The sequence below is a fragment of the Chimaeribacter californicus genome (genome assembly GCF_002858675.1).
In the GTDB taxonomy this organism is placed as follows: Bacteria; Pseudomonadota; Gammaproteobacteria; order Enterobacterales; family Enterobacteriaceae; genus Chimaeribacter; species Chimaeribacter californicus.
The window spans coordinates 21,466-38,801 of record NZ_PJZF01000028.1; the positions used below are offsets into that span (position 1 = coordinate 21,466).

Annotated in this window: 22 protein-coding genes; 12 read left to right on the forward strand and 10 right to left on the reverse strand. The window is 49.9% G+C overall.

Annotated elements, in window-relative coordinates; genetic code table 11:
- Nucleotides 1-4 precede the first annotated feature (4 nt).
- The 7 genes from rplB to CYR55_RS21550 all read right to left on the reverse strand — a co-directional run bounded on the left by rplB (nt 5) and on the right by CYR55_RS21550 (nt 5,008).
- Nucleotides 5-829 carry a 50S ribosomal protein L2 gene (rplB, locus tag CYR55_RS21520; protein WP_101818371.1) on the reverse strand — a complete coding sequence of 275 codons (825 nt, stop codon included), beginning with the start codon at nt 827-829 and terminating at the stop codon, nt 5-7.
- Nucleotides 830-847: 18 nt separating this feature from the next.
- Nucleotides 848-1,150 carry a 50S ribosomal protein L23 gene (rplW, locus tag CYR55_RS21525; RefSeq protein WP_072933473.1) on the reverse strand — a complete coding sequence of 101 codons (303 nt, stop codon included), beginning with the start codon at nt 1,148-1,150 and terminating at the stop codon, nt 848-850.
- Complete coding sequence (rplD, locus tag CYR55_RS21530; protein ID WP_072933475.1) at nt 1,147-1,752, reverse strand: 50S ribosomal protein L4; 606 nt, start codon at nt 1,750-1,752, stop codon at nt 1,147-1,149. Before rplD ends, rplW begins: the two co-directional genes overlap by 4 nt.
- Nucleotides 1,753-1,763: 11 nt before the next feature.
- A complete protein-coding gene (gene rplC / locus CYR55_RS21535) occupies nt 1,764-2,393 on the reverse strand; it encodes a 50S ribosomal protein L3 (protein ID WP_072933477.1) in 630 nt (209 codons plus the stop codon).
- A gap of 32 nt (nt 2,394-2,425) precedes the next feature.
- On the reverse strand, nt 2,426-2,737 hold the full coding sequence (gene rpsJ / locus CYR55_RS21540) for a 30S ribosomal protein S10 (RefSeq protein ID WP_009639175.1): 312 nt from the start codon (nt 2,735-2,737) through the stop codon (nt 2,426-2,428).
- A 265-nt stretch (nt 2,738-3,002) separates the two neighbouring features.
- Nucleotides 3,003-3,485, reverse strand: a complete 483-nt coding sequence (locus CYR55_RS21545; protein WP_101818372.1) for a hypothetical protein — start codon at nt 3,483-3,485, stop codon at nt 3,003-3,005.
- A complete protein-coding gene (locus tag CYR55_RS21550; protein WP_101818373.1) occupies nt 3,482-5,008 on the reverse strand; it encodes a peptidoglycan-binding protein in 1,527 nt (508 codons plus the stop codon). Before CYR55_RS21550 ends, CYR55_RS21545 begins: the two co-directional genes overlap by 4 nt.
- A 147-nt stretch (nt 5,009-5,155) precedes the next feature.
- Here CYR55_RS21550 and CYR55_RS21555 point away from each other — a divergent pair, with 147 nt between their 5' ends.
- From CYR55_RS21555 to CYR55_RS21610, 12 genes are read left to right on the forward strand one after another with little or no spacing between them, the layout of a single operon-like run.
- Complete coding sequence (locus CYR55_RS21555; RefSeq protein ID WP_146001018.1) at nt 5,156-5,977, forward strand: type II secretion system protein N; 822 nt, start codon at nt 5,156-5,158, stop codon at nt 5,975-5,977.
- Entirely contained in the window at nt 5,964-7,937 is a 1,974-nt protein-coding gene (gene gspD, locus CYR55_RS21560) for a type II secretion system secretin GspD (protein WP_101818375.1), read from the forward strand. The genes CYR55_RS21555 and gspD overlap by 14 nt, the downstream gene beginning before the upstream one ends.
- Before the next feature lie 29 nt (nt 7,938-7,966).
- Nucleotides 7,967-9,466 (forward strand): type II secretion system ATPase GspE, encoded by a 1,500-nt coding sequence (gene gspE / locus CYR55_RS21565; protein ID WP_101818389.1) that lies wholly within the window; start codon nt 7,967-7,969, stop codon nt 9,464-9,466.
- The gene (gene gspF, locus CYR55_RS21570) at nt 9,463-10,674 is read left to right on the forward strand and encodes a type II secretion system inner membrane protein GspF (protein WP_101818376.1); all 1,212 of its coding nucleotides are present in this window, start codon (nt 9,463-9,465) and stop codon (nt 10,672-10,674) included. Before gspE ends, gspF begins: the two co-directional genes overlap by 4 nt.
- Before the next feature lie 13 nt (nt 10,675-10,687).
- The gene (gene gspG / locus CYR55_RS21575) at nt 10,688-11,131 is read left to right on the forward strand and encodes a type II secretion system major pseudopilin GspG (RefSeq protein ID WP_101818377.1); all 444 of its coding nucleotides are present in this window, start codon (nt 10,688-10,690) and stop codon (nt 11,129-11,131) included.
- The gene (gspH, locus tag CYR55_RS21580) at nt 11,128-11,649 is read left to right on the forward strand and encodes a type II secretion system minor pseudopilin GspH (protein WP_101818378.1); all 522 of its coding nucleotides are present in this window, start codon (nt 11,128-11,130) and stop codon (nt 11,647-11,649) included. The genes gspG and gspH overlap by 4 nt, the downstream gene beginning before the upstream one ends.
- Nucleotides 11,646-12,032, forward strand: a complete 387-nt coding sequence (gene gspI, locus CYR55_RS21585; protein ID WP_101818379.1) for a type II secretion system minor pseudopilin GspI — start codon at nt 11,646-11,648, stop codon at nt 12,030-12,032. Before gspH ends, gspI begins: the two co-directional genes overlap by 4 nt.
- The gene (gene gspJ, locus CYR55_RS21590; RefSeq protein WP_101818380.1) at nt 12,029-12,715 is read left to right on the forward strand and encodes a type II secretion system minor pseudopilin GspJ; all 687 of its coding nucleotides are present in this window, start codon (nt 12,029-12,031) and stop codon (nt 12,713-12,715) included. The genes gspI and gspJ overlap by 4 nt, the downstream gene beginning before the upstream one ends.
- Nucleotides 12,712-13,686: a type II secretion system minor pseudopilin GspK gene (gene gspK / locus CYR55_RS21595; RefSeq protein ID WP_101818381.1), complete on the forward strand. Its 975-nt coding sequence runs from the start codon at nt 12,712-12,714 to the stop codon at nt 13,684-13,686. The genes gspJ and gspK overlap by 4 nt, the downstream gene beginning before the upstream one ends.
- A gap of 28 nt (nt 13,687-13,714) precedes the next feature.
- Nucleotides 13,715-14,860: a type II secretion system protein GspL gene (gene gspL / locus CYR55_RS21600; RefSeq protein WP_101818382.1), complete on the forward strand. Its 1,146-nt coding sequence runs from the start codon at nt 13,715-13,717 to the stop codon at nt 14,858-14,860.
- A complete protein-coding gene (gspM, locus tag CYR55_RS21605) occupies nt 14,857-15,318 on the forward strand; it encodes a type II secretion system protein GspM (protein WP_101818383.1) in 462 nt (153 codons plus the stop codon). The genes gspL and gspM overlap by 4 nt, the downstream gene beginning before the upstream one ends.
- A 3-nt stretch (nt 15,319-15,321) precedes the next feature.
- Complete coding sequence (locus CYR55_RS21610) at nt 15,322-16,116, forward strand: prepilin peptidase (RefSeq protein WP_101818384.1); 795 nt, start codon at nt 15,322-15,324, stop codon at nt 16,114-16,116.
- 36 nt (nt 16,117-16,152) lie between these two features.
- On the opposite strand, the gene bfr is transcribed toward CYR55_RS21610, so the two are convergent.
- The 3 genes from bfr to CYR55_RS21625 form a co-directional block, all read right to left on the reverse strand.
- Complete coding sequence (gene bfr / locus CYR55_RS21615; RefSeq protein WP_101818385.1) at nt 16,153-16,629, reverse strand: bacterioferritin; 477 nt, start codon at nt 16,627-16,629, stop codon at nt 16,153-16,155.
- Nucleotides 16,630-16,699: 70 nt separating this feature from the next.
- Nucleotides 16,700-16,894: a bacterioferritin-associated ferredoxin gene (gene bfd, locus CYR55_RS21620; RefSeq protein WP_101818386.1), complete on the reverse strand. Its 195-nt coding sequence runs from the start codon at nt 16,892-16,894 to the stop codon at nt 16,700-16,702.
- Nucleotides 16,895-17,241: 347 nt separating this feature from the next.
- On the reverse strand, nt 17,242-17,336 hold a 95-nt coding region (locus CYR55_RS21625), incomplete at its 5' end, for an EF-Tu C-terminal domain-related protein (RefSeq protein WP_072264976.1).

Here is a 17,336-nt window from a genome sequence, read left to right on the forward strand (position 1 = left end):
CTAATTATTTTTTACTACGGCGACGTACGATGAACTTGTCAGTACGCTTGTTGCTACGGGTCTTCTTACCTTTGGTCTGAACGCCCCACGGAGTTACCGGGTGCTTACCAAAGTTACGACCTTCACCACCACCGTGCGGGTGATCGACTGGGTTCATCGCCGTACCGCGAACGGTAGGACGAATACCACGCCAACGTGCAGCACCTGCTTTACCCAGAACGCGCAGCATGTGTTCTGCATTGCCAACTTCGCCCAGGGTAGCGCGGCAGTCAGCCAGAACTTTACGCATTTCGCCGGAGCGCAGACGCAGAGTTACGTAGGAACCATCACGTGCAACGATCTGAACGTAGGCACCGGCAGAACGAGCCAGCTGGCCGCCTTTACCTGGTTTCATTTCTACGTTATGAACCGTTGAACCAACCGGGATGTTGCGCATCGGCAGGGTGTTACCCGTTTTGATTGCCGCATCAACGCCAGATTGAATCTGGTCACCTGCTTTCAGGCCTTTTGGCGCCAGGATGTAACGGCGTTCGCCGTCTTTGTACAGAACCAGCGCGATGTTCGCGGAACGGTTCGGATCGTACTCCAGACGCTCAACCACTGCAGCGATACCGTCTTTGTTGCGCTTAAAGTCAACCAGACGATAATGTTGCTTGTGGCCACCACCGATATGACGGGTGGTGATACGGCCATTGTTGTTACGACCACCGCTTTTGCTCAGTTTTTCCAGCAGCGGGGCATAAGGTTTACCCTTGTGCAGCTCAGGGTTAACCACTTTAACAACGTGGCGACGACCCGGAGATGTAGGTTTACATTTAACAATTGCCATTGTTCTTACTCCTCCGACTTACTCTGCGCCGCTGATGAAGTCCAGATTCTGGCCTTCTTTCAGGGTGACGTAAGCTTTTTTCCAGTCGCTACGACGACCAACACGCTGTCCATGACGTTTCACTTTGCCTTTAACCAGCAAGGTGTTTACGTCTTCGACTTCGACTTCAAACAGTTTCTGCACAGCAGCTTTGATTTCTGCTTTAGTCGCGTCTTTAGCAACTTTGAGAACGATGGTGTTGTTCTTTTCCATCGCAGCAGACGCTTTTTCAGAAACGTGCGGCGCGCGCAGTACTTTCAGCAGACGTTCTTCACGAATCATGCCAGCATCTCCTCAACTTGCTTCACAGCATCAGCAGTCATAACTACTTTGTCGAAGGCGATCAGGCTAACTGGGTCGATACCTGCTACATCACGCACGTCAACCTTGTACAGGTTACGGGCTGCCAGGAACAGATTCTCATCCAGTTCACCGGTGATGATCAGCACGTCTTCCAGCGCCATGTCTTTCAGTTTCTGTGCCAGCAGCTTGGTTTTCGGTGCTTCAACAGAGAACTTCTCGACAACGATCAGACGTTCTTGACGTACCAGCTCGGACAGAATGCTTTTCAGCGCGCCGCGGTACATCTTTTTGTTTACTTTCTGACTGTGGTCCTGAGGCTTAGCAGCGAAGGTCACACCACCGGAACGCCAGATCGGGCTCTTTACAGAACCTGAACGCGCACGGCCGGTACCTTTCTGACGCCATGGCTTTTTGCCAGAACCAGTAACTTCAGCGCGAGTTTTCTGCGCGCGAGTACCCTGGCGGGCGCCTGCTGCGTAAGCAACAACAACCTGGTGAACCAGCGCTTCGTTAAAATCACGACCGAAGGTGGTTTCGGAAACAGTCAGCGCGCTCTGCGCGTCTTTCAATACTAATTCCATTACCTGGCTCCTCACGCTTTAACAGCTGGTTTAACGATCAGGTTGCTACCGGTAGCTCCCGGAACAGCACCTTTAACCAGCAGCAGGTTGCGCTCAGCGTCAACGCGTACTACGTCCAGGCTCTGAACGGTTACGCGCTCATTACCCAGCTGCCCTGCCATTTTCTTGCCTTTGAACACTTTGCCCGGAGTCTGGTTCTGACCGATAGAACCCGGAACACGGTGAGACAAGGAGTTACCGTGGGTAGCGTCTTGGGTACGGAAGTTCCAGCGCTTAACAGTGCCAGCAAAACCTTTACCTTTAGAAGTACCGGTAACGTCTACTTTTTTAACGTCTGCGAAAATTTCAACGCTAATGTTCTGACCTACAGTGAACTCTTCGCCTTCTGACAGACGGAATTCACGCAACAGACGACCGGCTTCAACGCCAGCTTTAGCGAAGTGACCCGCTTCCGGTTTGGTTACACGGTTTGCTTTTTTAGCACCAGTGGTAACCTGGATAGCGCGGTAACCATCATTAGCCAGGTCTTTGACCTGAGTAACGCGGTTAGCTTCAATTTCGATAACGGTTACAGGGATAGACACGCCTTCTTCAGTGAAGATGCGGGTCATACCCACTTTTTTACCGACTAAACCAATCATTGTTTCAACCTCTCAATCGCTCAATGACCTGATTAACCCAGGCTGATCTGCACGTCTACACCGGCAGCCAGATCCAGACGCATCAGAGCATCAACGGTTTTCTCGGTTGGCTCAACGATGTCTACCAGACGCTTGTGAGTGCGAATTTCATACTGATCACGCGCGTCTTTGTTGACGTGCGGAGAGATCAGAATGGTAAAGCGCTCTTTGCGGGTCGGCAGCGGGATCGGACCACGGACTTGCGCACCAGTGCGCTTAGCAGTCTCGACGATTTCCGCGGTTGATTGATCGATCAGACGATGATCAAACGCTTTCAGGCGGATACGGATTCTTTGGTTCTGCATGAGACCAGAGCTCCAATTATTTATAAACGTAAATAATTACTCCTCACACCCATTTCGATTGATGGGGGAGTGTAATCGTTCAGCTATAACCCCCATATCGGGAGTATTGTTAACCAGTCGTTATTGCTGACATGGTTACTGGTCCGCAACGGATCAGACCTACCAAGATTAGGTAAGCCCGCGCATTATACGTATTCCTGCTTAGGAAGCAACCATAACCTGAAGGAAAAACGCATTAGCAGGCCTTTTATTTCGCATGATAAGGCTAAGTCGCATCGTCCTCATCTATCTCTGCTAAAGCCTGTTGGACACGTGCTTTTAATATAGGATCGATAGCTTCATCTTTACTCGTTGTTGAATCAGATGCTTCATCGATAAAAGGTACCTCGTCCTCTTCATCTAAATCAGCTGCTTCAGCCTGATCATCCGGTAAGTCAGGGAAATCTGCATCTACTATGACATCCCTCTCACGGGCTTCCGGGAGCGGTTGTGTCTTAAACAGGTAATGCACGGACGAAAGCGTATAGTCCATGTCGCGGGGGGTCGCCTGTGCAGGCGGGGTTTCCGGATGGTGTGACTGCCATACAATATGTAGATACGCACCCTGTACGGTAAAGAATGCGATCCACCCCCCCCATAAAAGCAGATGACCTGCTTTTATACATGTCGTTTTAAAGGGGGCAGACAGTTTTGCCGGTTCACTGCCCTGCAGGCGAGTGCGCATGGCCTGATACAGACGGAAACTCATTGCCCTTCCCCTCTTTCTGCAGTCTCATTCTCTGGTGCCAGCCGGGCACTCTGCTCAACATCCAACCAAAGCTGAATCAAGGTTGCCTTGCCGGGGGTACCATCAGGCTGCAGCCCTTTGCTTTGCTGGAACCTCTTAATTTTCTCTACTAGTAACGCATTCCACCGGACATCTTGTGTTAAAGGCAGATGCAGAGCGCGACTAAGCATTTTATTCAGCCATAAAATGTCATCGGAGGAACTGGCTGCCGTTACCGATGTTTTCCCTGAAGGTGCCGGTTTCCAGAACAGGGTATATCCTCCTTTCCAGGCAGATTGGAACCAGGATTTTTTCACTGTCCATGTTTGCTTCCCAATAAGCAGGTCAAGATCATCTTTGCCCATACGAATCACTACGGCATAACCTAGTTTGTCAGCCAGATGAAGCTGGGCTATCCACGGCAAACCTTGTTGCTCTAATGTTTCATACTCTGCTTTTGATGTTTCGCACTGTAGACCCGCACGTTCAATTTGGTCACACCAGGCACTCTCTTCGGCCACATCATAGCCCCAGCTTCGGAAGAGTTGTTGCATAGCCTGACGCTCTGTAGCCGGCTGCTCATCAATGACCGGAGGTGCAGCAGGGATCATGTCGATCACGGGTTCTGGCATCAACCAGCCAGGCACAGGCAGATAAGGCGATAATGCGCCGGTGCAGTGCCACCCCAAGAGCATCGCAAAACAGGCATAACCTATCAGCAGTGAGAACATGGTCTTCCTGGTACGCCGTGTCTTGCCCAGATCATGTACTGCAAGCTTGATATGCCGCCAGCACAGAGAAGAAGCCGTCCCCCGTTCTATCCAGGCGATCTGGCGGGCCGTGTTCACAATACGCGTTATCTTTTCCGGGTTTCCTTTGGCTGCACCCTGGATATACTTTATATAAGGAAGCGTAAACGCGGCAGCATGCTCTTCCCCCTCTCTTTCCATAATCGTTGTATTGATCACTGACAGGCAAGCCCTCTCATTATAAAGAGGCAAGTGCAATGCATTGGGACGGTAATCAATTAAGCTTTTGTTTTTTAATAACTGTTTTTCACCAACGATGAGTAACGAGAGGGGGTGCCTGGTATGTTTCCTAAACTCAACAAATAAGTAAACCAATGTAGATAACTGTTGTTTAATAAAGTGCGCATTATCCAGAACCAGTAATACCGGCGTATTTATTTTCTGAGTTTCATAAAGGATCTTATCCCATAAATTCAGGGAGAAAGAGGGTTGCAGGTTAATTTTACCTCTTGCTTCTTGGGAAGCATCTAACATCAACAACTCATCGCTCTCTTTGCGCGCGGCAAACAGCAAAAATGCGCCCTGTTTGTCATCCAGAATTGCTTTTGCCAGCCCAGTTTTCCCACACCCGGCGTCGCCAATGATCATCCCTATTCCGGATAGCAATAATTCATTATTCAAATAATCCTTCGCAACATTATATGTATTAAAAATGAATTCATAGTTAAACCAGGATTCATCGACTGATAATTTCATAACAATTTTACTCTTAAAATTGATTTCTCAAAGACTTGCGAAATATCTTTATGCCGTATAAAACTCCATTTGAAATAAATGGGAATTAACTATATCATGCAATTATTCCAGTGCAAACTAACTCATAATAAATGAAGCGGGCACCTTGTGTTACAGAAAGCAAAAAAGTTATTTTCTTGTAACTTAAAAAACTTATTATTCCCTGTTATTTTATTGTTAGGAATTATGGCATCAGCTTTTTATATAAAGAATATTTACTTCTTATATTCTCTGAAAGAATCGTCTGCCCGTTCTTACAGCGGTAACCGTTTTTCACTTGATCCAATTGATTTTCAAGGCAGGCTGGCAAGAAAGCCATCAGTGGAAGTCCCGGTAACTGCTTCGCAAGATGAAGTGCCGCTACAGGACATTACACTTACCGGTATTATCGCCAGTAACCAGCCAGGGCGCTCTCTCGCTATTGTGCTGGAAAAGGGTGAACAGCATACTTATCGCAAAGGTGATACGCTTTCTTCTTTACCTGAAGGCACTATTAGCGACATTGACGTCAATTCTATAAAAATCAAAGGGCGCGATAAGCACTATACCCTTATTTTAGTGCAGCGGGCTGATACGCCCTCAGATGAAAATGTAAGTAATACGTTAACGCCTATCAATTCAGAATATGGATGGGATGACTATATTATTTCAAACCCTGTCTATGAAAAAGGCTCATTAATCGGGTTAAGGTTAATGCCAGGCAAACAAAAAACAGGGTTTACCCTTTATGGGTTACGGCCAGGTGATATTGTGGTTAAGATTGATGATTATGATTTAACTGATCCCGCTCAACTCGAACAGGCCCGGCTATCATGGCAGCAGTCTTTTGCCGTACAGTTGGTCATTATAAGAAACAATCAGAAAACACTGTTCAATTTACGTTTAAACGACATCAACGAAAAGTTAATTAATAACCATGCGCAAGAATGACTCTTTGATTTTAACGCTAATGATGCTGGCAACGCTGACATCGCCCAAAAGTTACGCCGATCAATACTCAGCAAATTTTAAAAATGCCGATATCAAAGAATTCGTTGATGTCGTCAGTAAAAACATGAATAAAACCATTCTGGTCGATCCTTCGGTAAACGGCACTATTTCTGTGCGCAGCTACAATAGTTTCAATGATGAGGAATATTATCAATTTTTCCTCAGCGTCTTAGACTTATACGGTTTCTCAGTTGTTACGCTGGATAATGGCCTGTTAAAAGTTGTGCGTTCTGCGACGTTAAAGACGTCTCCCGGCCATCTGGTTGATGATGCACGCCCGGGCAAGGGAGATGAAGTCATTACCCGGGTGATTGCACTGCAACATGTTCCGGCACGGGAACTTGCTCCTCTGCTCCGGCAGATGAGCGACAGTAATGGCGTAGGTAATGTGGTCAACTATGATCCTTCTAACGTACTGATGTTGACCGGGAAAGCGTCTCTGATCAATCGGTTGGTAGAAGTTATAAAACGGGTTGACGTTATCGGCCAACAGCAACAACAACTGATTAAACTTAAATTTGCTTCGGCCACCGAACTTGCAGAGGTGCTTAACTCCCTCACCCGGGAAGAATCAAAAGGCCAGTCGAGCAATATGCTGATGCCGAAGATCGTGGCAGATAAACGCACCAACACCTTGTTAGTCAGCGGCTCAGACAAAGTGCGTCAGCGTATTACCTCGCTGGTTGCAAAATTGGATCAGGACAGCGCCGAACAGGGCAACACCCGCGTGTTTTACCTGAATTATGCCAAAGCCGATAAACTCGTTGAGGTACTGACGGGTATCAGTGAAAAAATCGCCAAGGAAAAAGAGACGGCGGCGTCATCAGGCGCGTCATCTATGGGGGACTCCTCCCTATCGATTACGGCTGATGAACAAACCAACTCGCTGGTCATTACCGCGCAGCCCGATGTGATGCAACCCTTAGCCGATGTGATAGCCAAACTGGACATCCGCCGCGCGCAAGTTCTGGTTGAGGCCATTATTGTTGAGGTTCAGGATGGGGATGGCCTGAACCTGGGTGTGCAATGGGCAAACAGCAAAGTTGGCGGTACACAGTTTACCAATACGGGCCTGCCGATTTTCTCCTCTGTTAACGCGCGTAACAGGGGTACCACGTCTGACAACTTGCCCGCTGCCCTTGCCAATTACAATGGTTTTGTCGCCGGCTTTTTTGAGGGGGACTGGAGCGCCTTACTGACTGCTCTCTCTACCAATAGCCGGAATGATATCCTCGCAACTCCCAGCATCGTTACTCTGGATAATAAAGAAGCGTCGGTGAATGTAGGGCAGGATGTGCCTGTACTGTCCGGCTCGCAAACGACCTCCGGCGACAACGTGTTCAATACCGTCGAACGTAAGACGATCGGGACTAAGCTGAAAGTCACCCCGCAGATCAACGAGGGCAACGCCGTCCTGCTTGAAATTGAGCAGGAGGTCTCAAGTGTAGACAGTGCCGGTGGCCAGTCTTCATCACTTGGCCCAACGTTCAATACCCGTACTATCCAAAATGCCGTCCTGGTACGTACCGGGGAAACCGTGGTGCTGGGTGGGCTGCTGGATGATTCCACCAAAGAGACACGATCCAAAGTGCCGCTGCTGGGCGATATTCCTTTGATCGGCAACCTGTTCCGTTATACCTCGACCGAAACAGCAAAACGCAATCTGATGGTGTTTATCCGGCCAACTATCCTCCGGGATGATGACGTTTATCATTCAGTCTCAAAGAAAAAATACACGCGCTTCCAGGAGATCCAGAAGGCGCGAATTGAGCAGGATGAGAATACGCTGGTTGCCCCCAGCAGCCGGCCACAATTAGCCGAATTACCGCCTGAGCCGCTGCCCGCAGTGCCGGTGGCCCCGGCCCCGGTTAACGGCCCCCGTAATCCTTTTCACGGTTAATGGAAGCAACCATGAAAGAGAATCTCCCGATGTCTCCCCAGCCTGAACCGATCAGCCGGATTTCATACTCGCAGGCGCGCCAGTCCGGCGTGGCAGTGACGCAGGGCACGCTGATTTACCGTCAGGGCATCTCACTGGAGATGCTGCTTGAGGCGAGGCGTTTTGCCGGAACCTGCCCCACGTTACGTCCTCTGGAAGAAGCGGCATTTGATGAGCAACTCTCGGCGCTTTATCAGCAAAACGCGGTTGAATCACAGCAAATTGCACAAGACCTGGATCAGGATGTCGATCTCTTTGCCCTGACCGAAGAACTGCCGGACAACGAGGATTTGCTGGCTGATGACAACAGCGCACCCGTCATCCGTTTAATTAACGCCATTTTAAGCGAAGCAGTAAAAGAGGGTGCCTCCGATATCCATATCGAAACCTTTGAGCGCAATCTGAGCATCCGTTTCCGGATTGATGGCGTACTGCGGCAGATTTTACAGCCCAGCAAAAAACTGGCTCCTTTGCTGCTCTCACGCATTAAAGTCATGGCAAAGCTGGATATTGCAGAAAAACGGCTGCCCCAGGATGGGCGTATTTCGCTGCGACTGGGATCGCGGGCGGTGGATGTACGCGTGTCTACCTTGCCTTCGCAGTATGGTGAACGGGCAGTGTTACGCTTACTGGATAAAAACAACCTGTTACTTACCCTAGATAAGCTCGGGTTATCGGCCAGTGATTATGAAAAGCTGCAGTACCTGATCAAACAGCCACACGGCATTCTGCTGGTCACCGGCCCGACGGGTTCCGGCAAAAGCACCACGTTATATGCCGTGCTTTCGGCTTTGAACAGCCAGGAGCGAAATATCCTGACAGTCGAAGATCCCATCGAATATGAGCTGGAAGGGATTGGCCAGACTCAGGTCAACGCCCGCCTGGACATGACATTTGCACGCGGTTTACGTGCCATTCTGCGGCAGGACCCGGATATTGTCATGGTGGGGGAAGTACGCGACAGTGAAACGGCACAAATTGCGGTTCAGGCATCACTGACCGGCCACCTGGTGATGTCGACCCTGCATACCAATAGCGCGACCGGGGCAGTCACCCGTCTGCGTGATATGGGAATCGAATCTTTCCTGCTCTCCTCGTCCCTGATTGGTGTGCTGGCACAGCGGCTGGTACGCCGGTTATGCCCTGAATGTCGGCAAGAGCGGGCAGCTGAACCCCATCAGCGTGCCCTGCTGGCCTCCTTATCTCCCCTACCCGAAACGGTATGGCATGCGCCGGGCTGCCCCGCCTGCCGCTTTACCGGCTATAAAGGCCGGCTGGCAATTCATGAGGTTATGGTTGTTGATGAAGTCATCCGGGCTGCCATCCATGGTAATGAAAATGAGCAGGTGATCAAAAGCCTGTTCCTGCGCCAGAGTAAAAGCCTGCTGGAAAATGGCCTGTTGAAAGCGCTGGCGGGTGAGACGTCTCTGGAAGAGGTTATGCGCGTTACCAGCCAGGAACAAGATGTGCAGGAGGACGGTGCCGAATGAAATTTTCCTGGCGTGCCCAGACCATTACCGGAAAAATTCAGCGCGGCACCCTGGAGGCGGATAACGCACGCCAGGCCCGGCAAAAATTGCGCGCCCAGGGGTTACAACCGCTTTCCATGAAAGCAGTGACCTCGCCATTCAGGTTGCTTACAGGAAACAAAACGCGCCGCCTCCGGCTACCGGCCGCTGAAGTTGCACTGTTCACCCGGCAACTCGCGACACTTGCCAACGCCGCCCTGCCCCTTGAAGAGGCCATAGGGGTTATCGCCCGGCAAAGTCAGAATGAAAAATTGCGCCATGTATTAACTGAGGTCCGGGCGCGGGTAACGGAAGGTCATCCTCTGGCTGAAACGCTGGCAGCCTGGCCACGTATTTTTGATCCGGTTTACCGCACGCTGGTCATGGCGGGTGAAAAAAGCGGAACGTTAGGGCCGGTGCTGGAAAAACTGGCAGATTACAATGAAACGCGTCAGCGGTTAAAAAGCAAAATGACGCAGGCGTTGATCTATCCGATGGTGCTCACCTCGGTTGCCATCATCGTTATCACTATTTTGCTCTCAACGGTTGTCCCTAAAGTTGTCGAGCAGTTTATCCATATGAAGCATCAGCTGCCTCTCAGTACCCGCATTTTACTCGCCGTCAGTGATGCCATAAGAGATTACGGCTTACTGGTGGTGGCGTTGATAAGTATTGCTCTGTTTAGCCTGAGCGTCTGGCTCCGGCAGCCGGAAAACCGTTTTCGCTTCCATGCCTTGCTGTTGCAACTGCCGCTCTGCCGCCGTCTGGTGCTGGAGACCAACAGTGCACGCTATTTACGAACCCTGAGCATTCTGCAATCCAGCGGTGTTCCCTTACTGGAGGGAATGCATACCGCACTGGAAGGCATCACCAACCTTGCTATCCGCGACCGTCTGCGGCGCGCCGGCGAGCATGTCCGTCAAGGCAGCGCCCTGCATACCGCCCTGACCGAGAGTGAACTGTTCTCCCCCATGATGCTGTACATGATTGCCTCCGGCGAAAAAAGCGGACATCTGAGCGACATGATGGAGCGCGCCGCGACTGCGCAGGAACAGGCACTGCAAAATCGCATGACGCTGGTATTGGCACTGTTTGAACCAGGGCTGGTGATCAGCATGGCCGTTATTGTGCTGTTTATCGTGGTATCGATACTGCAGCCCATTTTACAACTTAATAACTTAGCGGGTTAATAGGATGAAATATATGAATAAAGTTTCCACTCAGCGTCAACAGGGCTTTACCCTGCTGGAGATCATGGTCGTCATTGTCATCATGGGTATTTTAGCCAGCCTGGTGGTACCCAACCTGATGGGCAATAAAGAGCGAGCTGACCGCCAAAAGGCCGTCAGTGACATCGTGGCGTTAGAAAATGCATTAGATATGTATAAGCTGGATAACCATCGTTACCCGACCAGCGAGCAGGGGCTTGAAGCACTGGTCAAAAAACCTGAGTTTGAACCCCTGCCACAAAACTACCGTAATGATGGCTATATCAAACGCCTGCCGGCTGATCCGTGGGGCGGGGCTTATCTTCTGGTTTCACCGGGTGAACATGGCGAGTTTGATTTGCTCTCTCCCGGCCAGGATGGCGAAGCCGGCACTGACGATGATATTGCCAACTGGACACTGGATACACCGAAAAAGTGAAACTGGAGAGGCAGGCCGGCTTTACTTTGCTCGAAATCATGCTGGTACTGATGATTATGGCGGGCGGTGCCGTGGTGGTGATGAGTTCAACCGGAAGTGTTGAAGAGCGCCGGCAGTCGAGCGAGGCCGGGCGACTGGTTGCGCTGATGGAGTATGCGGCCGATCACGCGACGATGACCGGCACCCCGGTAGGCTTACAGGTCACTGACTCAGACTATCTGTTTATGACGCCCCAACAGCGCAACACAACGCCGGTAATATGGCGATGGGTGCCTTTCTCAAAAGGTGCCCTGCCCGGTCACGCACAATCCTTTTCACCTGCCTGGCAAATTGAGTTGTTCATCAACGGTGACGCGGTGGAAACACGCGGTACGCCACAGATTATCTTTTACCCTGATGGTGCCATCACCGCTTTTCAACTGCGTATTACCGATCGTGCTACAACCCGGCCATTATTGACGCTCACCTGTAATGGCCTGTGGCCTGTTACCGTGCTGAATGAGGCGCAAATGCCATGAGCCGCGTATCGCAACAGCAAGGCATGATGCTGCTGGAAGTGATTATTGCCCTCGCCGTATTTGCTGGTGCTGCATTGGCATTGATGAATAGCATGAGCGGGCAGATGAGTGCCACATCCCGTCTGACAGAACACCTGTTCGCAGATTGGGTGTCGGCTAATTGGCTGGCGAAACAGGCGCTGACCCAATCTACCCCCGTAAGCGGTAAACCGCACCGTAGCGGTTCAACCGAAATGGGCGGTCAGAACTGGTCATGGACACTGCAAGAGGTTCCTTCTGCCGAACCAACTTACATCATGCAGGAATTAACAGTAAGTCATGACGGCGTGCCGGTGCGTTCCACCCTTCGCCTGTTGCCGAAGATACAGGACCCCGCACCATGATCCGGCAAAAGGGCTTCACCTTATTAGAAACCATGCTGGCGCTGTTCATCTTCTCGATGTTAAGCATGCTGGCATACCAAATCTTATCGGGTGCGCTGAAAACTAACGAACGAACTCAGGTCACCCTGCAACGTATGAATGCGCTGCAAAGAACTATGGGTATGCTGGAACGGGACATCCTGCAAAGTTTGCCCAGGGTACCGCGTGGCGCGGAAAAGAGCTGGCACCAGGATGAAAACGGCTTTGCTTTCACTACCCAAAGCCGCCCTAACGCCTGGGGGCACTGCTGCTCTCCTGAAATCCTCCGGGTAAACTGGCAACTGCGAAACGGGACACTGCACCGTTTGGTACAACGCGCGGTGGATGCCCCTGCCGATAGCGAGCCACTTGATGCGCCGTTGCTGGATAACGTTGAAAAGATGTCTCTGCGGTTTTATCAGCAGGGTTGGAAATCCAAGCCTGATCCTCAACAGCCACTTCCCTCTGGTATAGAGATAACGCTGGTCCTGAAAGATTTCGGTGCAATCAATCGTGTGTTTGTTTTGCCGGCAGCCTGGCCTGCTTATCAGGAGACCACATCGGAAGATAAGCCAGAAGGTGAGCAGAAAGAACCTGTGGACGCCGATCAGCCTGTATCGCCGCCGGATGAGGAAAGCTCTGCCCACGCCGGGAGCAACGAATGAAATCACAGAGAGGCGTCGCATTGATTGTGGTTATGCTGCTGCTGGCAGTAATGGCCGCATTAGCCGGTGAAATGGCTGTGCGCTTCACAACCAGCGTGAAGCGGGCATCCTACCAGCAAGATAATCTTCAACTAATGGCCATGATTCACTCCGCAGAGCAGTTTGCGGCAGAGAACCTGCTTCAGGATTTGAAAGATAATCCCAAATTTCAGTCCACCGATCACTACTGGGCGCAGCCACAGAAAATGGCCCTCTCCGCCGGGTTGGCTATTGAATGGCAGGTACGGGATGATCAGGCATGTTTTAACCTGAACTCGCTGGGCAATACGCCCACGGAGAATCAGGAGGACATGCCCTATAATCAGCAGGTTTTTGAATCCCTGTTACTGATGAACGGTGTAACAAAGGCGCAGGCCGGAATAATTATCGACTCAATCGCAGACTATATTGATAGCGATACCCTTGTCCGTTCTGCCGGGGCAGAAGATGATTATTATCTGCGTGAGAAACCTCCTCGTCTTACAGCAAATCAGCCCTTTTTCAGCGTGTCGGAGCTTAGCCAGATAAAAGGCATGTCGCCAAAACTTTATCAGGCGCTCCAGGCACAACTTTGTGCACTGCCCTCAACGCAACAGCGGATTAATATTAATACGCTGACGGAACAGCAGGGGCCTTTATTATCAGCGCTATCACTTGAGCAATTCAGTGCGGAAGAGGCCATCAAGCTTTTAGCAAAGCGGCCTAAAATGGGCTGGGTCTCGCTTACCCAATTTTATACGCAACTGGATAATCAATTTCCGGCAACCGATAAAAACTGGGCGCCTCTGAATAGCTTACTGGCCGTTACCAGCCGCTATTTTTCTATTACCTCCACGGCCAGCGATGACGATCAGCAGTTAACGTTATCCAGCCGGCTTTATTACGACGAAAAAAGCGGCGAACTCCGTCTTTTTTCACGCCACATTGACTGATTAAGACAATAAGCAGGCTGAAATACTCATGCAGGAAAAGCTAATCATACGATACCTTCACAATGGCATGCTTGATGTGTCAGAAGCCGATCACGCTGATGAAAAGCCCTTGCTGTTTTTATCCGGGGTGGAATGCCTGGAAGAGGTGCTCTCCATTACCGACAAGCGCGACGTCATTTTACTGATTTCACCAGACAGGCTGATTTTCCGTACCCTCCCTCTGCCGGAAAAAAGCGGCAAACTCACCGCTGAGCGTTTGTCATGGCTGGCGGAAGAGACGATGCTCGGTGAAAGTGACGCGCTTCACTGGACCGTTTTACATCGCGAGCCTGCTCTTGCTCATGCTGTTGCGGTAGACAGCGGTTGGTTGCGTTCACTGCTGGCTGCGTTTAAAACAGCCGGGCTGAATGTCGTCTATGCTGGTCCGGATGGTATGTATCTGCCCTATGTTGACAATAGCTGGACAGCCATACGGTCTCAGGAGCACTGGTTGTTGCGGTTAGGGCCTTATCAACTGACATCGCTGGATGACACCTGGTTCAGCCACTTACAGGAACATTGGTCACCACAAAAAATTGTCAGCTACAGCCCAATAGATAACGAAAGCCTTCTTATCGACGTTCTGCCCTGGCAAGCGCCTTCACAGCTCCTTCAGGCGACCGGCCTCACGCTGCCTACGTTGTTGCATGGCGATTTTCGCCCACGTCAGCCTACGAAGCCGGCCAGCAAGAAACTGCGATATGCTGCGTTTGCCTCCTGCCTGATGGCCCTCTTTTTGATGTTGCTGGGTAAAGGCCTGGTGCTCTGGAATCTGTATCAAGAATCCAATGCATTAAACCTGGAAACGAAAGCACTCTATCAACAACACTTTCCGCAGGATAAGAGAAACAGTAACTACCGATTCTTTTTTAATCAGAAAATTTCCGCTGTCTCGCCGGATGTACTGACGCGCCTGGCGCAATTTCAGCAGCATCTTACTGCGTACCCCACTTTGCAGATCCAGCGCATTCATTATCGACAAGAGCAGAATTTGTTTGACGTGCAGCTTCTGGCCGCTGACGCCAAAATATTGCAGCAGTTTATTCAAGAGAGTGAACAAGAGTTCCATTTTGTCCTGAATAACTCCCCCACAGCTGGCAGCGCAGTAACATTAAAGAGCATGTATAAAAAATGAAAGATTGGTTTATGGCCCACAGCCGCCGCGAGCAGCACGTTTTACTCTTTATCAGTGCCCTCGTCATTATTACTTTAGTGTGGTTTGCTCTGTTAACCCCATTAAATAATTTAACGGAAAAAATGCGGCGCAATAATCAACAAGTTCAACAATCATTAACCTGGATGAAACAGGAAAGCATTAAACGAGGTGTTCTGCCTGGCATAAACCGCGCTCAGCCCATCGACGTTATTATTAACGCATCTGCAAAAAAATACGGGGTTAATATTCAGAACCTTTCACTGGAAGATCATGTTGCCCGGGTCAGCGTCAGTGATATGGCGCTAAGTGATTTCCTTAACTGGCTACTATTCCTGAAAGGAACATGGGGTATTACGGCGAACCAGCTTGAATTTAGCAGCAGTGCAAATCAGGAAGGCTATATCCAGATCACTGCTTTAATGTTAATCAGGAAATAAGCCATGGATGCTACCAGCACCTTGTTGATTCCGGCACTCTATTTTTTTGCCGGGATTATCATGGGAAAAGTGATCAACCATATTGGTCAATACTTGCCGTACCTGATTACTGAACATGACAGCCAGGAACCCTCTACAGCTTCCATGCCGCACTCAGCATGGAAGTTAGCATATTGCTCCTGCCATCCGCCTGCACATTGGCATGATTATGTGCCGGTGTTCAGCTGGCTGGCTCTCAGGGGACGCTGCCGTGTATGTTCTGCACCCATTTCGCCCGGCTATCTTTGGGTTGAGCTGATATGCGGGATCCTGGCACTGTGTTTTTCTCTGCTGTTTCCACCAGCCATCGCGTTAGCATTGGCGGTGTACAGTGGCTTTCTACTGACTTTAAGCCTTATTGATGCCCGTACTTTTCTCTTACCCGACAAGCTGACTCTCCCTCTCTTATGGCTGGGCCTATTATTTAACAGCTTCAGCGACGGGGTTAGCCTGACGGATGCAGTGTACGGTGCCGTCGCTGGCTATTTACTCTTATGGAGTCTGTACTGGTTTTTCCGCCTTGCCAGTGGCCGGGAGGGGCTGGGATATGGTGACTTTAAACTGTTGGCCGCACTGGGCGCCTGGACTGGGTGGCAGATGCTCCCGCAGATCACACTGCTGGCTGCCGCTTCTGGCCTGCTATGGGCTGGGTTGTCGAAATGGAAGAAAGGGGAATGGATCGCTGTGTTGCCTTTCGGGCCGCCATTGGCAGCTGCAGGATGGCTGACCTTGTTGATTCATTGGTACATTATACGTTAATGGCAGGGAAGCCAAAGCTTCCCCGAATAGCAAAAATTACTCTTCGTCACGGATTTGAGCCTGAAGATAGTTCTGTATCCCCAGTTTCTGAATCAGATCCAATTCCGTCTCCAGCCAGTCGATATGATGCTCTTCATCAGCCAGAATTTCGATCATCATGTCGCGGCTGACATAATCATGGATGCTGTCAGCATAAGCTATCGCTTCACGCAGATCGCGTGCGCCATCCAACTCCAGCGTCAAATCTGAACGCAGCATCTCTTCAACGTCTTCACCAATATTCAACTTACCCAGATCCTGCAGGTTGGGGAGCCCCTCCAGGAAAAGAATACGCTCAATGTAGCGGTCCGCATGTTTCATTTCATCAATGGACTCATGGTACTCCACGTCATTAAGACGTTTGAGCCCCCAGTTTTTGAACATTCTTGCATGCAGAAAATATTGGTTAATAGCAACTAACTCATTGCCCAACAACTTATTGAGATAATTTAATACCTTAACATCACCTTTCATTTTTGTTTCCTCCGCTTCCACTCTTTGAAGAGTAGATGCGGTTTGGAGTAAGTCAAAAAAAGATGTGTTTTCAGGCTATCTCTTTGAACTCTGGAATTTGCGACAACTCGTCTTGCATAATTTCACGGGCTGCACGCACGCATTTCCCGCATTGATTACCAACCGGCACAAACTTGCGCAATTGTTGAAAAGATTGCGGCTGATGTTTGCGAACAGCCTGACGGATTGTTTTGTCACTAATACCATTGCACAGACAAATATACATACGGGCACTCCACGTTATCTGCCGTCATCTTAAATCAAAATGATTCTCATTTAAAGTAGGTTAACGTGCTTTCTGACAATGTGTAATAATTGATAGCGCCTTCTTAACAATGCCACCTAATACATCATTGCTATGCCGCTAAAAAGCGAAGCCTGTTCTGTCTTTATGAAGTTTATAAACAACAAGATAAGAAATTATTACTGCCTGGATGAAGAAATAATGCCTGGCATTATTAGAGGCATATCGCCATAAAAATAATTATCGCTTATGCAAAAGAGAGGATTTGAGGAAATATGGCATAAAAAAAGGGATGCCGAAGCATCCCTTTTTGCAAAAGTCAGGCGCGATTAAGCGATAACTTTAGCAACAACGCCCGCACCAACAGTACGGCCGCCTTCACGGATTGCGAAACGCAGACCGTCGTCCATTGCGATCGGGTGGA